The following is a 15,668-nucleotide window of genomic DNA, read 5'->3' on the forward strand; positions in this document are numbered from 1 at the left end:
CCCTCCCCGAACAGTCAGATCGCGCAGAACATGCAGGCCTGCGCCACCACCGGTTATTATTTTGAAGTCAGCCCGACGCAGGGCATTTCGGAGGCGATGGGTGCGCTGTTTCAGAAGGTGCTTGCCGACGCGCGTATCAGCAAATGACCGGCCGGCGCAGCCGGTCTCAGCGGCTGCGCCGGCCTCACGCGGTATGATCGACGTCGACCGCCATATTCGTTGATGAGGCCGCAGCTCTGCACGCGAGAGTGACTTTGATAGAGCGGCAGGCACGCCGAAGCATTGAAAGGCCGGCCTCGGCAAGACCTCGCACCGTTCGGAAGCGGCGTCATTGATCAAATTTGGCGCGTATTTCGATGATCGGTGTAAGGGCGATGTAAGCTCTAACCGAGAGACGGGCGCGGCGCGTTTACCGGATTGCAACCGTTAAGAAACACATCATGCGGGCCATGCGCATCATGTTCCGCCTGATCAAAGATTTCCGCCGCGACCAGCGTGGCAATATTGCCGTGCTGTTCGCGATCGCCTGTATCCCGCTGGTATCCGCCATCGGCTGCGCGATCGATTACTCCAGAGCGACGCAACTCAGCATCAAGTTGCAGGCGGCGGCCGACGCCGCCAGCGTCGGATCGATCGCAAGAGCATCGCCCGCCTTTATCCAGGCAGGTTCGATGACGGTGGACGGAGCGATCCCCGCTGGCGGAGCGGACGCAATCAACATCTTCAATGGCTATATGGCTGGCGCGACCGGCTACACGCTCAACAGCGTGACGCCAATGGTGGTGAAGTCCAACGGCACCGTCACCGCGACCGTTCAATTCTCCGCCAACGTGTCGACGGCATTTCTCGGCGTGGTCGGCCGCAGCAGCATGACCGTTACCGGCAGTTCGACCTCAACCGCCAACATCCCGCTGTACATCGACTTTTACCTGCTGCTGGACAACTCGCCCTCGATGGGCGTCGGCGCGACCCCGGCCGATGTCAGCACCATGGTCAACAACACATCCGACCAGTGCGCCTTCGCCTGTCATGACCTCAATAACCCCAACAACTACTATAACCTCGCAAAATCCCTCGGTGTGACGACGCGGATCGACGTGCTGAGTTCTGCGACCCAGCAACTGATGGATACCGCGGCCGCGACCGAGACCTTTTCGAACCAGTTCCGGATGGCGATCTACGATTTCGGCACCTCCTCCGATACCCAGGGGTTGCAAGCCGTGTTCCCACTCTCGTCGAGTCTGAGCAGCGCCAAGACCGCGGCCGGAAACATCGCCTTGATGACCGTCAACGGTCAGAACGATAACCAGGATCAGGACACCGGCTTCACCGGCATTTTTCCCGCGATCAACACCCTGATCAGCACGCCCGGAACCGGGACAACCGCTGCGCCGGAAAAATACCTGTTCTTTGTTTCCGATGGCGTCGCCGACGAATATAACACCAGCTGCCTCAAACCTACGACCGCTGGACGCTGCCAGTCACCGATCAATCCCGCACTATGCACCACCCTGAAGAACCGCGGCATCAAGATTGCCGTGCTCTACACCACCTATTTGGCGCTGCCGACCAACGCCTGGTACAACACATGGGTCGCGCCGTTCAACGTTGGTCCGTACGGCCCCTCTTTGAACAGCGAGATTGCGCTCGACATGGCCAGTTGCGCCTCACCGGGATTGTATTTCGAAGTCAGCCCGACGCAGGGCATTTCGCAGGCGATGAACGCGCTGTTTCAGAAGGCGGTCGCCGACGCCCGCATCAGCCAGTAGTCCGGCAGCCGATGGCTCCATAAGTGCCAATGGGCCGGACGGTGGCGCCGGGCTTACGACCGGTAATCGCCGTTGATCGCGACGTATTCCTTGGTGAGATCGCAGGTCAGCACGCGGTCGCGGCCCTTGCCGAGGCCGAGCCCGATTTTGATCTGGATTTTCGGATGCTTCATCGCCGCCGAGACTTCGGCCTCGTCATAGGATGGATCGCGCGCGCCGCTTCTGGCGACGCGGATACCGTTGAACGAGATCGAAAGCCTGTCGCGGTCGGCGGGCTCGCCGGCCTTGCCGACCGCCATCACCACCCGGCCCCAATTGGCATCCTCGCCGGCGATTGCGGTCTTCACCAGCGGCGAATTCGCCACCGACATCGCGATCCGGCGCGCCGAGGCTTTCGACGTCGCGCCATCGACAATGATCTCGACCAGTTTGCGGGCGCCCTCGCCGTCGCGGGCCACCTGCTCGGCGAGATCGCCGAGCACGGCGCGGAAGGCTTTTGCAAAGGCCTTCAGGCGGGGGTCGGAGGCACGGCTGATTCTCGGCGCGCCGCTGGCGGCGGCAGCGCCTGTGGCAAAGGCAAGCAAGGTATCGGACGTCGAGGTGTCGCCGTCGATGGTGACGGCATTGAAGGTATCTTCGACGCCGCTTCTGAGCAGCGATTGCAGCGCGCCCGCGGCTATCGGCGCGTCGGTGAATACGAAGGCCAGCATGGTCGCCATGTCAGGCGCGATCATGCCGGCGCCCTTGGCCATACCGTTGATGGAGACCTTGGCCTTGCCGAGCTTCACCGTCGCGGTCGCGACCTTCGCGAAAGTGTCGGTAGTCATGATGGCCTTTGCGGCATCCATCCATTGATCCGGCGCGGCTTGCTCCGCCAGCGTGCCGAGCACGCCGTCAAATTTGGTGGCGTCGAGCGGTTCGCCGATCACGCCGGTGGAGGCGAGAAACACCTCATGGGGGCTGCACGCGACCGCCCTGGCGGCGATCGAGGCCGTCAACGTAGTGGCTTGCCGCCCGGTCTTGCCGGTAAAGGCGTTGGCGTTCCCGGAATTCACCACCAGCGCGCGGGCCACACCGCTCTTCAGTTTGGCGCGGCACCATTCCACCGGCGCTGACGAGCATTTGGATTGGGTGAAGACGCCGGCGACGGCCGTTCCCTTGTCCATCATGGCCAAGAGCACGTCGGTGCGGCCCTGGTAGCGGATGCCCGCGGCCGCCGTCGCGAGCTTGACGCCGGGGATCGCGGGCATGGCGGGAACGTCGGTCGGGGCAAGCGGGGAGACGGCTGAGGACATGGGTAAAATCCGAAAACGTCAGAAATGATCCGTCATGACCGGGCCTGCCCCGGCCATCCTCACTGTGCGAGACCAAAGACGAAGATGGCCGGGACAGGCCCGGCCATGATGACGGTAAATACTATTGGCTTCGAAGAAGTGACAGCGAATTTTACTTCTTCGGCGGCGCCATTTTGGCATCGGCAGGGGCCGGGTCCGGCTTGGCGTCGGTCTTCGCCGCCGTGTCGGCGGCCTGATCCATGCGCTCGACCTTCGCGGTTTCGCGCAGCTTGGCCACGTAATCGGCCTGCGCCTTGCGCGTCACATAGGTCTCGATCTGGCTCTTGACCTGCTCGAAATCGGGCGCCTTGCGATTGCGCTTTTCCTCGACCTTGATGATGTGCCAGCCGAACTGCGACTTCACCGGGTCCGATATCTTGCCCGGCTCGAGCGCGAAAGCAACGGCGGAGAACTCCGGCACCATCTGGTCCTTGGTGAAGAACCCGAGATCGCCGCCATCGGAGGCGCCGGGATCCTTGGATTTCTTCTTGGCGAGTTCGGCGAAGTCCGCACCCTTCTTGAGCTCTTCCTCGATCGCCTTGGCCTCGTCCTCGGTCTCGACCAGGATATGCCGGGCATGGACTTCCTGTTCGCCCGTTATTTGCTTGGAAGCGTCCTCATAGACCTTCTTCATGGCCTCGTCGGTGGTAGCGGCCTTGCCTTCGCTCGCCAGCAGGCTGTCCATCAAGAGCCGGCTGCGCGTAAACGCCAGCCGCTTTTTGAAGTCCTCGTTATTTTCGATTTTCTTGTCCTCGGCGGCCTTGGCGACGATTTTCATGTCGATCAGGAACGACAATACGTTGTCCTTCTTGGCAGCCGGGTCCATCTGCGCCAGGCTCGGCCCGAGTTCCTCCTCGGCGAGCGCAACATCGCTTTGGCGGATTTCGGCACCGTTAACCTTCGCGAGCACCGGGTTGGCGTCTTCGGCCCGGACCGGGAGGCCGGCGAAAAGGGCCATGGAAAGCGCAACGGCAAGACAGCCCGTGGCGGCGGCGAGGCCAAGGCGTGGGCCGGTTTTCGTTACCGGGAACGAGGTGGTCATGGAAAATCCTTATCCAAGATGGGGGGTGTTTGGGGCGGCGGGACACTCGCCCAATCATGTGCCGTTGGCAACGCGAAAAGTCTGTCGAAATCATGAATTCCTTGACAGCTTGGCGCCGTTGACAAGGCTCTGGCCCAGCCATATCTCTGCCGAACCAGGGCTATGGCGATAGCGCGCATTTTGCTGTGTTTTTGGCCGTTGAACCCTGGGTTGCTGAATTCCCACTCATTTGGCGGAGCTTCCCGGAACCGGGCCAGCTCCGCGACGCGTCACGATGAGTTGATAGGCAATTTGGGTACCTCGTCACGGCTGCAACGCAGAACCGAAAAAACAGGAATTTGGCATGATCGGCGCGCTCGCCCGCAAGTTTTTCGGTTCCGCCAATGACCGGCGGATCAAGGGATATCAGTCCCGCGTCGACGCCATTAACGCGCTGGAACCGGAAATCGCGGCGCTCACCGATGAGGCTCTCAAGGCGCGCACCGCCGATTTCAAAAACCAGCTCGCCTCCGGCAAGACGCTGGACGACATTCTGGTTCCTGCCTTCGCCACCGTTCGCGAGGCGGCCAAGCGCACGCTCGGCCAGCGCCATTTCGACGTCCAGCTGATCGGCGGCATGGTGCTGCACGAAGGTGACATCGCCGAGATGAAGACCGGCGAAGGCAAGACGCTGGTCGCGACGCTTTCGGTTTACCTCAACGCGCTGGCCGGCAAGGGCGTTCACGTCGTCACCGTCAACGATTACCTGGCCCGCCGCGACTCCGAATGGATGGGGCAGATCTACAACTTTCTGGGCCTCAGCGTCGGCGTCATCGTCCATGGCCTCGACGACGCCGAGCGCAAGCAGGCCTATGCGCGCGACATCACCTACGGCACCAACAACGAATATGGCTTCGATTACCTGCGCGACAATATGAAGTACCGGCTCGAGGACATGGTCCAGCGCGGCCACTTCTATGCCATCGTCGACGAAGTCGACTCGATCCTGATCGACGAGGCGCGGACGCCCCTGATCATCTCCGGCCCGCTCGACGACCGCTCGGAGTTCTACAACACCATCGACACCTTTTTTCCCAAGCTCGACAAGACCGATTACGAGGTCGACGAGAAGCAGCGCACCGTGACGCTGACCGAAGCCGGAATGGAAAAGATCGAGACGTTGTTGCGTGACGCCGGTCAATTGAAGGGCGAGTCGCTCTACGACGTCGAGAACGTCTCGGTCGTTCACCACATCAATCAGGCGCTACGCGCACATTCGCTGTTCACGCGTGACAAGGACTACATCGTCCGCGACGACGAGGTTATCATCATCGATGAATTCACCGGCCGCATGATGCCGGGCCGGCGCTATTCGGAAGGCCTGCATCAGGCGCTGGAAGCCAAGGAACATGTTCAGGTGCAGCCGGAAAACCAGACGCTCGCCTCGATCACGTTCCAGAATTACTTCCGGATGTACGACAAGCTCGCCGGCATGACCGGCACCGCCGCGACCGAAGCCGACGAATTGTTCGACATCTACAAGCTCGAGGTCGTGGAAATCCCGACCAATGTGACGGTGGCCCGGCTCGACGAGGACGACGAGGTCTATCGCACCCAGACCGAGAAATACGCCGCGATCCTGGCCGAGGTGGAGCGCGCCAACGCCAGGCTGCAGCCGGTCCTGGTCGGCACTGCCTCGATCGAGAAATCCGAAGTGCTTGCCGAATACCTCAAAGCCCACGGCTACAAGCAGATCGATTTCGGCAACGAAAAAGCGATGGAGAAGTTGTACGCCGCGGCCCGCGCCGGCAAGCCGGCCAAACTGTTCGCGGTTCTGAACGCGCGCTTCCACGAGCAGGAAGCCTACATCGTGGCGGAAGCCGGCGTGCCGGGCGCGGTCACGATTGCGACCAACATGGCCGGCCGCGGCACCGACATCAAGCTCGGAGGCTCGCTCGAAATGCGTATCCTGCATGAGGCCGCGGGCATTGCCGACGAGGCCGAGAGGGCTGCCAAGATCGAGCGGATCAAGGCCGACGTTGAACGTTTCCGCGACATCGTGCTGAAGGCGGAAGAAGTCGTCGAGGTCGAACCCGCCAAAGGCAGCAAGCCGGCGAAGACGGCAACAAAACCCGGCGGGCTCTACATCATCGGCTCCGAACGCCATGAATCGCGCCGCATCGACAATCAGCTGCGCGGCAGGTCGGGGCGCCAGGGCGATCCCGGGCGCTCGAAATTCTTCCTGTCGCTGGAAGACGACCTGATGCGGATTTTCGGATCCGACCGGCTCGACAGCATGCTGACCCGGCTCGGGCTCAAGGAAGGCGAAGCCATCATCCATCCCTGGATCAACAAGGCGCTGGAGAAGGCGCAGCAGAAGGTCGAGGCCCGCAACTTCGACATCCGCAAGAACCTCCTGAAATTCGACAACGTCCAGAACGACCAGCGCAAGGTGATCTTCGACCAGCGCGTCGATCTGATGAAGGATCAAAGCGTCGCCGAGACCGTCGCCGACATGCGCCACGCCTTCGTCGAGGATGTCGTCACCAAGCACGTCCCTGAACACGCCTATGCCGAGCAGTGGGATGTCGCCGGCCTCAAGGATGAACTGAAGCGGGTGCTCGACATCGATCTGCCGGTTGATCAATGGGCCAAGGAAGAGGGCATCGGCGACGAGGAATTGCTGTCGCGTATCGAGCAACGCGTCGATGAGTACATGGCAGCCAAGGTCGCGCAATGGGGCCCGGACGTAATGCGTTACGTCGAGAAGACCATCCTGTTGCAGACGCTGGATCACCTCTGGCGCGAGCATCTGATCATGCTCGATCATCTGCGCCAGGTGATCGGCCTGCGCGGCTACGGCCAGCGCGATCCGCTGCAGGAATACAAGTCGGAGGCCTTCAGCCTGTTCGAGGCGATGATCGCGCATTTGCGCGAGGCCGTGACGGCGCAATTGATGCGCGTCGAGATCGTGCCGCCGGAAGAACAGGCGCCCGTGCTGCCGGTCATGGAAGCCCACAAATTCGATCCGAACACCGGCGAGGATGAGCTCGCCTTCGCCAGCGCCTCGCTGGTGCCGTCGGCGACCCCTGCCCGGGACCCCAAAAGCCCGGCGAGCTGGGGCAAGGTCGGCCGCAATGAGGATTGCCCCTGCGGCTCCGGTAAAAAATACAAGCACTGCCACGGCAAGCATGCGTGAGGCCGCGTAGAGGTTATCCAGGGCCGGTTACGCATTGGTCCACAATGTTCCTATCCGCAGCCGACAATCTTCCGTACTCCGGCCCCCGCTGTTCTTGATTGACGATCAAAGCGTAGCTGCGAAAGTGGGTGTCGACGGGAAGCTTCCGCGCGAGACAGTCGCAGAGCGCGCGGTTTCCGATGGCTAGAACGCATTCGAACTTCTTCTGGCGCTTGATCTGATCGACAGCCGCCAGCGCTTGCCCAAACTGGTCCATGCTTTCCAGTTGCTGGAGCGACTGCTGAGAAAACGTCTCGGATGAAGTGACGACGGCAAAAATCATCGCTCCTGCGAACCACCGCAACATGTTGTTCTCCTGCTCAGCATGTGCTCTCGATGAAGAGTATCGCTCGCTCGCAAAGGCGAGAAACAGTTCTCTCTTGCCGCTGTCCCCTGGCCTTACGGTTCGAGACGACGCGCCGTCACCCAACGGGGCTACGGCGGGCTCCTCACTACGAGGGACCAGCCGCGCAAATTGGGCCAAGACCTCATCCCGGGAACATCGCCAACGGGTCCCGCGAACGCGCGCCCGCTGACAGTCTCCGCGATGCGTCGCGAAGGATGGAGCCACCGAACTGAAAATACCCTGGATACCGGGCTTGTGCTCGCGCCGGGCTTACTTCACCGCCGAGAAGCGGCTCTCGAACGAATTGGCCTGCACGATCGGCTGCGCGCCGGCGACCAAGCCGTCTTTGGTGGGGGCTGCAGCCGCAGCCGTGTCGGAGGCGGCGGTTTCCGCCGGGGCCGCTGGGGCCGGGATCGCAGGCTTCAAAGGCGGGCGCCGCTTGGCTTCGACGACCTTCGGTTTTGCCGGGACGACCGGCGGCGGCGCGCTTGCGGTTGCCTCCGCAGCGCCGCTGGTGAGGCCGACCTTGCGGGCGAGAATGCTGAAGAGGCCTTCGGATGGTTCATTCGGCGCCGCTGACGCGACCCGCGTCGCCGGAGCCTGGGACGGCCCGATCGAGGCCGCTAGCGGCTCTTCGGGGGATGTTACCGGCCCGTGCGGCGGATTGACCGTCGCCGGTATCGTGCCGGGGGCGCGGGACATCGCGAGCGACAGCCCCTGAGCGCCGCCGCCATCCGACAAGCCGGTATTGCCGTCAGGAATCCTGGCGGCGAACACTCTATTCATGCCGCCATCGATGCCGCTGTTGATCCGCGCGACCGGCGTTCCCTTTTCGATTAATTTGGCGATCTCGACTTGATCTGCCTGCTGTTTTTCGCGTACGGCATCGGCGACTTCATCCGGAATCACATAAACAGGGCATTTCGCCGCCGCGTTGAATACCGGATCCTTCTTGGCATCGGGGGCTTTGGCGGCGTCGAAGACATATTTTTTCTCGCAAAAATCGACCTTCGGCTCCTGCCGAGTCACATCGAAATGATCATAGCCTTCCTTGATCATCTTCCAGAACGGCATGTTCGGATTGTTGCGGTGTTTTGCCATGTTCAGCGGCGTCATCCGGAACGGATAGGCCTGGAACTGAAATGCGCGCTGGCCGCCAAAGAAGGATTCCCGGCCCAACGAATAGATTTCCGCAATTTGTTCATCGGTCATGGCGTAGCAGCCGCGCGACGAGCAGTCGCCATGCACCATCAGCTCCGAGCCGGTATGTCCCAGCGCCTTGTCGTAGGCGTTGGGGTAACCGGTGTTGAATGAAAGATAATAGGCCGACTGCGGATTCATCTGCGCAGGTGTAATGGAATAGAAGCCCTCCGGGGCCTGGCGATCGCCTTCGCGAACCTTGGGTCCGAGGTCTCCCGACCAGCGGCAAATCGGATAGGTTTTCAGGAGGTCAAAACGGCCGGAACGGTTCTGCTTCCAGACCTCGAGCTCGGCCTCCTGTTTGAACAGCCGGACCAGGATCGGCGACTGCAGATCCATATCCTTCTCAGCCATATCAGCCACCAGTCTGGGCGGCACCGGCTGGTTGGCCTTGGCGTTGGTCGCAAGCGTCATTTCATCAGAGTTGCAGCCGGCCAGCACCAGACCCGCCGCGAGCGCGACTGACGTGACAAGCGCGCGAACCAGCGAGCGATGCATCAATGCCAAACTCCGCACCCGATGGGCAATCTTCGCACCCCGATCATGGCATCCAAGCCCTGAAGCCATTGGCTAAAATTGTATCCTTTGGGCTGCCCGGTCGCAAGCCGGTCGGCGCAGCGGCCGGAATTTCAACAGTCTTGGTCAACAGACATTAAATCTCGATGTCTGGGCCTAATTGGGGCTAAACGTAAGATTTTCGCGCCGGGACAAGCAGGCGTTCCCGGCTCGTTTGGCGGCTATTTTCGTTGAAAATAAGGGATTCAGCCCAGTTTTCGGCCGATATCTAGGAATTTCTGGCGCCGCTGCTTGCGCACGGCGTCGGGATCAAGGCCGCGCAGTTCGTCCAGGGCCTGCGCGATGGCATCGCCGGTGAGGGCGATCATGGCGTCGGGATCGCGATGCGCGCCCCCGGCCGGCTCCTTCAGAATGGCGTCGATCACGCCGAACCGCAACATGTCCTGCGCGGTGATTTTCATACTGGTGGCAGCTTCCTGGGCCTTGCTGCCGTCGCGCCACAGGATCGAGGACGCCGCCTCCGGCGAGATCACGCTGTAAATCGCGTGCTCGAACATCAGCACGCGGTTCGCCGTGGTGATCGCGATCGCACCGCCCGACATGCCTTCGCCAGTGACGATCGCGACATTGGGAACGCCGAGCGACAGGCAGGCATCGGTCGAGCGCGCAATCGCCTCGGCCTGGCCGCGTTCTTCGGCACCTATACCAGGATAGGCGCCGGCGGAGTCGACGATCGACAGCACCGGGATGCCGAACCGATCGGCCATTTCCATCAGCCGAACCGCCTTGCGGTAGCCCTCGGGGCGCGCCATGCCGAAATTATGCTTGATCCGGGAATCGGTGGTGGCGCCCTTTTCCTGGCCGATCACACAAATGCTCTCGCCGCGAAAGCGCCCGAATCCACCGATCAGCGCTTCGTCCTCGCCGAACTTGCGGTCTCCCGCCAGCGGCGTGAACTCGGTGATCAGCGCCTGGGTGAAATCGGTGAAATGCGGGCGCTGCGAGTGGCGCGCCACCAGGGTTTTCTGCCACGGCGTCAGATTGGCGTAGAGATCGCTCAGCGCCTGCGCGGCCTTGTCCTCGATCCGCGCAACCTCGTCACCGATGTCGCTACCGGAAGCCGCCAGCGCCCGCAACTCGTCGACCTTGGCTTCGAGTTCGGCGACCGGCTTTTCGAAATCGAGATAAGAGCGCATGGGATCCGGCATCAAATTAATATAGGGACGATGGCGCAGGACAGCGAAGCGGCTTCGGTTCCTGCTAACAAAGCACGCATATTCAATGACTTAGGGTTAGCGGGCATCGATACAAACCGACCCGATCGGCCGACCGCGCGCCGGCGGGGTTACAGGCGGGAAAGCGCTCTTTCACGGCAGACGCCGTCGAAGTCAAGACGCATGGCACAAATGCGCCGTCCCCGCCCTTTCCTATGGCTCGGCCAGGGGATGCAGGTCGCGCACCAGGCTCTTCAGTCGCTCCTCGATCACATGGGTATAGATCTGCGTGGTCGAGATATCGGTGTGGCCAAGCAGCGTCTGCACGACGCGCAGGTCGGCGCCGTTGTGCAGCAGATGGCTGGCAAAGGCGTGGCGCAGAACATGCGGGCTGACCAGCCGCGGCGCCAGACCGGCGGATGCTGAAAGCTCCTTCAGCTCGCGCGCGAAATGCTGCCGCGTCAGGTGCCCGCTCTCGCCGAAGGAGGGAAACAGCCATTTCGAGATGGCAGCGCCCTTCTCGTTCTCGGTCGTCGCATTTTCCAGCGCCGCCAGGTAGTCGGCCATCGCCTGTCGTGATGCTTCGTTCAACGGCACCAGCCGTTCCTTGCCGCCCTTGCCGCGCACCTCGATCATGCGGGCGTCGCGCCGCGCCGCCGAGCGTGGCAGCGAAACCAGCTCGGAAACCCGAAGTCCGGTGGCGTAGAGCACTTCCAGCAGACAATAGAGCCGCATCGCGCGAAGCTGCTGCGAAGTAGACGGCTGCGAGGCTTCGCCCAGGGTTTTCGCACGCGAAAGCAGACGATCGACGTCGGCAATCGACAACACCTTCGGTAAGGGCCGGCCGCGCTTCGGCCCGGACAGGATCGCTGCCGGATCATCGCTTCTGATCTGCTCATTGAGCAGGAAGCGGAACAGATGCCGCATCGCCGACAGCCGGCGCGCCACGCTCGACGACTTGAAGCCGCGGGCGTCGAGATCGGCGAGATAGTCGCGCAGCTGTTGGGTTTCGGCTCCGGCAAAGCTGCCGCCGCCGCGCGCCAGAAACTGGGAAAGATCCGCAAGATCACGGCGATAGGCTTGCAGCGTATTGTCGCCTGCGCCCTGTTCCGCCGCGAGCATGTCGAGAAACAGATCGATCAGTCTGGCATCTGAGGCATTGGACCGCATCCGCCTACCCTAACGCCTATTTCTTGAGAAACCTGTCGGGGGGTATCGTAATGCTAATTTCCCGCGGCTTCGGGTTAACGAAATTCGCAAGTGCGAAAATCACGCCATAGACGATGCCACAGATCACCGCCACGACTGTCAGAAAGCGAAACAGGCTGGGCATTCAGGAGCCTAAAGGCGGGGACTAAACCGGGACTAAACCATTGAAATCATCGGGAGTGGCCGCCTCCGACTACCAACATGTTCGCCAATCCGTTGCAAGAGTCTCTGGCAACCGCATCGACGGGGGTAGTATAGGTGGCGGGGAATGCCGCGCATCCTGCGGCGGCTGAGCCAATAGCCGATGCCTGAAACAGCCCTTCCCGCCGCCGCCGCATCCCAGGAGGCCGAAATCACCGCGGCACTCGCAACGCGCTCGGTCGTGCTGGTCGGCATGATGGGCGCCGGCAAATCCACCATCGGACGGCGGCTGTCGGCGCGGCTGCGGCTGCCGTTTGTCGACGCCGACGCCGAAATCGAGTTGGCTCATGCCGGCATGACGATCGCGGAGATTTTCGCCTCCTATGGCGAGCCCTATTTCAGGGACGGCGAGGCGCGGGTGATCGCCCGGCTGCTCGACGGCGGCCCGGCGGTCATCGCAACCGGCGGCGGCGCCTTCATGCGCGAGGACACCCGCGGCCGGATCCGCGGCAAGGCGGTTTCGATCTGGCTCAAGGCCGATGCCGATGTCATCATGCGCCGGGTGAAGCGCCGGGCCGACCGTCCGCTGCTGCAGACCGCCGATCCCGCCGCGACCGTCGGGCGACTGATCGGCGAGCGCGAGCCGATCTATCAGCAGGCCGATCTGACGATCCTGTCGCGCGAGGTGCCGCACGAAAAGATCGTCGACGAATGCACCGAAGCCCTGCACATCCGGCTGTGCGGCGAGCGGGCCGAAGCGCCACCCGACAAAGCGACGCCGGACAAAATGAGCGTTACACCATGACCGAGCCCCTGAAACCTGGCGATCCGATCATCGTCGATGTCGCGCTGGGCGAGCGCGCCTATGACATTGTCATCGGCCGCGACGTGCTGCGCTCGCTGGGCGGCCGGGTCGCCGCCTTGCGGCCGGGGGCGCGGACCGCTGTTGTCACAGACCGCACGGTCGCGAAATTCTGGCTGGAAAAAACCGAGGCCTCGTTGTCGGCAGCCGGCGTTGCCACCTCGCGCATTATTGTCGACGAAGGTGAAGGCTCCAAAACCTACGCCGGCCTCGAACAGGTGAGTGAGGCGCTGATAGCGGCGAAGATTGAGCGCAACGACCTGGTGGTCGCACTCGGCGGCGGCGTGGTCGGCGACCTCGCCGGCTTCGCGGCCGCGATCCTGCGCCGCGGCGTGGATTTCGTGCAGGTGCCGACCTCGCTCCTGGCGCAGGTCGACTCCTCGGTCGGCGGCAAGACCGGCATCAATTCGCCGCGAGGCAAAAATCTGCTCGGCGCGTTTCACCAGCCGGTTCTGGTGGTGGCGGACAGCGCGGTGCTCGACAGTCTGTCGCCGCGCCAATTCCGTGCCGGCTATGCCGAAATTGCCAAATACGGCGTGCTCGGCGACGCCGCATTCTTCGCCTGGCTTCAGGCCAATCACGCGGATATTTTCACAGGCGGCCCGGCCCGCGAACATGCCATCGCCACCTCCTGCCGCGCCAAGGCCGCGATCGTGGCGCGCGACGAACGCGAAACCGGCGAGCGCGCGCTGCTCAATCTCGGCCATACTTTTGGCCACGCGCTGGAGGCCGCGACCGGCTTTTCCGACCGGCTGTTTCACGGCGAAGGCGTTGCCGTCGGCATCGTGCTGGCGGCGGAACTATCCGCCGAACTCGGGTTGATCGCGCCCTCCGACGCGGCGCGGGTAGGCCATCACCTCGCCGCGGTGGGGCTGCCGACCCGATTGCGGGACATCGCGGGATTTGCCCAGGAAGGCCTCGCCGACGCCGACGCGCTGATGGCGCTGATGGCGCAGGACAAGAAGGTCAAGCGCGGCCGGCTCACCCTCATCCTGCTGCAGGCGGTCGGCCGCGCCGTGATCGCTCCCGACGTCGAACCTTCGCTGGTTCGCGATTTTCTGAAGGCCAAGCTGGCGAACGGGGCATGATACAAGGACGTGGAAGCTCGTTTGCCGCAAAGATCATGCTGCAACGATAGATAAAGTGATCGTCACGTCATGGACTGGTTTACATTATCCATTGTCATCGCCTGTCTTCTGGTCTCCGCGTTCTTCGCGGCGAGCGAGACCGCGCTGACCGGCGCCTCGCGCGCGAGCATGCTGCGGCTGTCGAAGCAGGGCAATCACGAAGCCGACGTCGTCTCCAGCCTGTTCGCCATGCGCGAACGCTTGATCGGTGCGCTGCTGCTCGGCAACAACATCGCCAATATCGGCGCGTCGGCGTTGGCGACCGGCATTTTTACGGCCTGGTTCGGCGAAGTCGGCGTGCTCTACGCGACCGGCGTCATGACGGTGATGGTGGTGATTTTCGCCGAGGTGCTGCCGAAGACCATCGCCATCAATGCGCCGGACCGGGTGTCGCTGGTGGTGGCGCGCCCGATGCGGCTGATGGTATTCCTGTTGGGACCGCTGCTTACGGTCCTTGAGGCGATCGTCCGGCTGCTGATGCGGATGCTCGGCATCAAGATCGGCGCCAATCAGCCGATACTGTCGCCGATCGAGCGGCTGCGCGGTGCCGTTGACCTGCTGCATCACGAAGGCAAGGTCGAGAAGCAGGACCGCGACATGTTCGGCGGCTTGTTGGACCTTCGCGAACTGCAGGTCTCCGACGTCATGGTTCATCGCACCGAAATGGTTATGATCAACGCCGATCTGCCGCCGGAGGAGCTGGTGCGCGAGGTGCTGGCCACCGAATACACCAGGATTCCCTTGTGGCACGACAAGCCGGAAAATATCATCGGCGTGCTGCACGCCAAGGATCTGTTGCGCGCGATCCGCGCCGCCGAGGGCGACACCTCGAAGATCGATGTCTCGACCATCGCGCTGCCGCCATGGTTCGTGCCGGAGATGCGGCCGGTGTCAGAACAGCTCAAGGCGTTCCGCCGCCGCAAGACCCACTTCGCGCTGGTGGTCGACGAATACGGCGAAGTCGAAGGCATGGTGACGCTGGAAGACATTCTGGAGGAAATCGTCGGCGATATTTCCGACGAGCACGACGTGGTGGTGGCCGGCGTCCGCGCCCAGCCCGACGGCTCGGTGGTGGTCGACGGCTCGGTGCCGATCCGCGATCTCAACCGCGCGATGGACTGGCATCTTCCCGACGAAGAGGCGACCACCGTCGCCGGCCTCGTCATTCACGAGGCGCGCTCGATCCCGGAACGCGGCCAGAGCTTCACGTTCCACGGTTTCCGGTTCCGGGTGCTGCGGCGCGAGCGCAACCGCATCACGGCGCTGCGGATCGTCGCGGTGCCGCGCGAGGCCGAGGTCGAGGAGAAAAAGCCGAAGCGGGCGGGAACGGCATTTTAAGCGGAGCGCTATCGATGACCACGATCGCAATCGCAGGCGAGCCGAGGGCGCATGCTCCGCGCGGAAGTCTCGGGGTGCTGGCGCTCGGCGCGCTCGGGGTGGTCTATGGCGACATCGGCACCAGCCCGCTCTACACCATGAAGACGGCGCTCGACTGGGGCGGCGGCGCCACCCCGGAAGTCGCGATCGGCATGCTGTCCCTGATCGTGTGGACGCTGCTGATCACCACTTCGATCAAATATGTCGCCGTGGTGATGCGGGCCGACAATGACGGGGAGGGCGGCATCCTGGCGCTGATGTCGCTGCTCGGCATCAAGCACGGCAGCCGCCCGCTGGTGATCGCGATCGGCGTG

Annotated in this window: 13 protein-coding genes and 1 pseudogene; 7 read left to right on the plus strand and 7 right to left on the minus strand. The window is 62.8% G+C overall.

The annotated features are described in order from the left end of the window. Nucleotides 1-147 (plus strand): annotated as a pseudogene (locus ABSG20_RS13325) (pilus assembly protein); the annotation flags it as partial. 302 nt (nt 148-449) lie between these two features. Then, nucleotides 450-1,769, plus strand: a complete 1,320-nt coding sequence (locus ABSG20_RS13330; RefSeq protein WP_423864982.1) for a TadE/TadG family type IV pilus assembly protein — start codon at nt 450-452, stop codon at nt 1,767-1,769. Between the two features lie 53 nt (nt 1,770-1,822). Here ABSG20_RS13330 and argJ read toward each other — a convergent pair whose 3' ends face one another. Both argJ and ABSG20_RS13340 read right to left on the minus strand, forming a co-directional pair. Continuing rightward, a complete protein-coding gene (argJ, locus tag ABSG20_RS13335) occupies nt 1,823-3,064 on the minus strand; it encodes a bifunctional glutamate N-acetyltransferase/amino-acid acetyltransferase ArgJ (protein WP_423864970.1) in 1,242 nt (413 codons plus the stop codon). A 151-nt stretch (nt 3,065-3,215) separates the two neighbouring features. Next, a complete protein-coding gene (locus ABSG20_RS13340) occupies nt 3,216-4,145 on the minus strand; it encodes a peptidylprolyl isomerase (RefSeq protein WP_423864971.1) in 930 nt (309 codons plus the stop codon). A 343-nt stretch (nt 4,146-4,488) separates the two neighbouring features. On the opposite strand from ABSG20_RS13340, the gene secA reads away from it, so the two are divergent. After that, nucleotides 4,489-7,323, plus strand: coding sequence for a preprotein translocase subunit SecA (gene secA, locus ABSG20_RS13345; protein ID WP_423864972.1), 2,835 nt, complete (start codon nt 4,489-4,491; stop codon nt 7,321-7,323). A 13-nt stretch (nt 7,324-7,336) separates the two neighbouring features. On the opposite strand, the gene ABSG20_RS13350 is transcribed toward secA, so the two are convergent. The 5 genes from ABSG20_RS13350 to ABSG20_RS13370 form a co-directional block, all read right to left on the minus strand. Beyond that, complete coding sequence (locus ABSG20_RS13350; protein WP_423864973.1) at nt 7,337-7,669, minus strand: hypothetical protein; 333 nt, start codon at nt 7,667-7,669, stop codon at nt 7,337-7,339. A 309-nt stretch (nt 7,670-7,978) separates the two neighbouring features. Next, a complete protein-coding gene (locus tag ABSG20_RS13355) occupies nt 7,979-9,409 on the minus strand; it encodes a L,D-transpeptidase family protein (protein ID WP_423864974.1) in 1,431 nt (476 codons plus the stop codon). Nucleotides 9,410-9,669: 260 nt separating this feature from the next. Further along, on the minus strand, nt 9,670-10,632 hold the full coding sequence (locus ABSG20_RS13360) for an acetyl-CoA carboxylase carboxyltransferase subunit alpha (protein WP_423864975.1): 963 nt from the start codon (nt 10,630-10,632) through the stop codon (nt 9,670-9,672). A 219-nt stretch (nt 10,633-10,851) separates the two neighbouring features. After that, nucleotides 10,852-11,808 carry a site-specific tyrosine recombinase XerD gene (gene xerD / locus ABSG20_RS13365; RefSeq protein ID WP_423864976.1) on the minus strand — a complete coding sequence of 319 codons (957 nt, stop codon included), beginning with the start codon at nt 11,806-11,808 and terminating at the stop codon, nt 10,852-10,854. A gap of 16 nt (nt 11,809-11,824) precedes the next feature. Beyond that, entirely contained in the window at nt 11,825-11,971 is a 147-nt protein-coding gene (locus tag ABSG20_RS13370) for a histidine kinase (RefSeq protein WP_423864977.1), read from the minus strand. A 180-nt stretch (nt 11,972-12,151) separates the two neighbouring features. On the opposite strand from ABSG20_RS13370, the gene ABSG20_RS13375 reads away from it, so the two are divergent. From ABSG20_RS13375 to ABSG20_RS13390, 4 genes are all read left to right on the plus strand, one after another. Then, on the plus strand, nt 12,152-12,793 hold the full coding sequence (locus ABSG20_RS13375; protein ID WP_423864978.1) for a shikimate kinase: 642 nt from the start codon (nt 12,152-12,154) through the stop codon (nt 12,791-12,793). Then, nucleotides 12,790-13,938: a 3-dehydroquinate synthase gene (gene aroB, locus ABSG20_RS13380; protein ID WP_423864979.1), complete on the plus strand. Its 1,149-nt coding sequence runs from the start codon at nt 12,790-12,792 to the stop codon at nt 13,936-13,938. The genes ABSG20_RS13375 and aroB overlap by 4 nt, the downstream gene beginning before the upstream one ends. Before the next feature lie 69 nt (nt 13,939-14,007). Next, nucleotides 14,008-15,315 (plus strand): HlyC/CorC family transporter, encoded by a 1,308-nt coding sequence (locus ABSG20_RS13385; protein WP_423864980.1) that lies wholly within the window; start codon nt 14,008-14,010, stop codon nt 15,313-15,315. Nucleotides 15,316-15,329: 14 nt separating this feature from the next. Next, the coding region (locus ABSG20_RS13390) for a KUP/HAK/KT family potassium transporter (protein ID WP_423864981.1) at nt 15,330-15,668 on the plus strand (339 nt) is incomplete at its 3' end.

Origin of the sequence: Bradyrhizobium sp. (genome assembly GCF_049512235.1) — a bacterium.
Classification (GTDB): domain Bacteria; phylum Pseudomonadota; class Alphaproteobacteria; order Rhizobiales; family Xanthobacteraceae; genus Bradyrhizobium.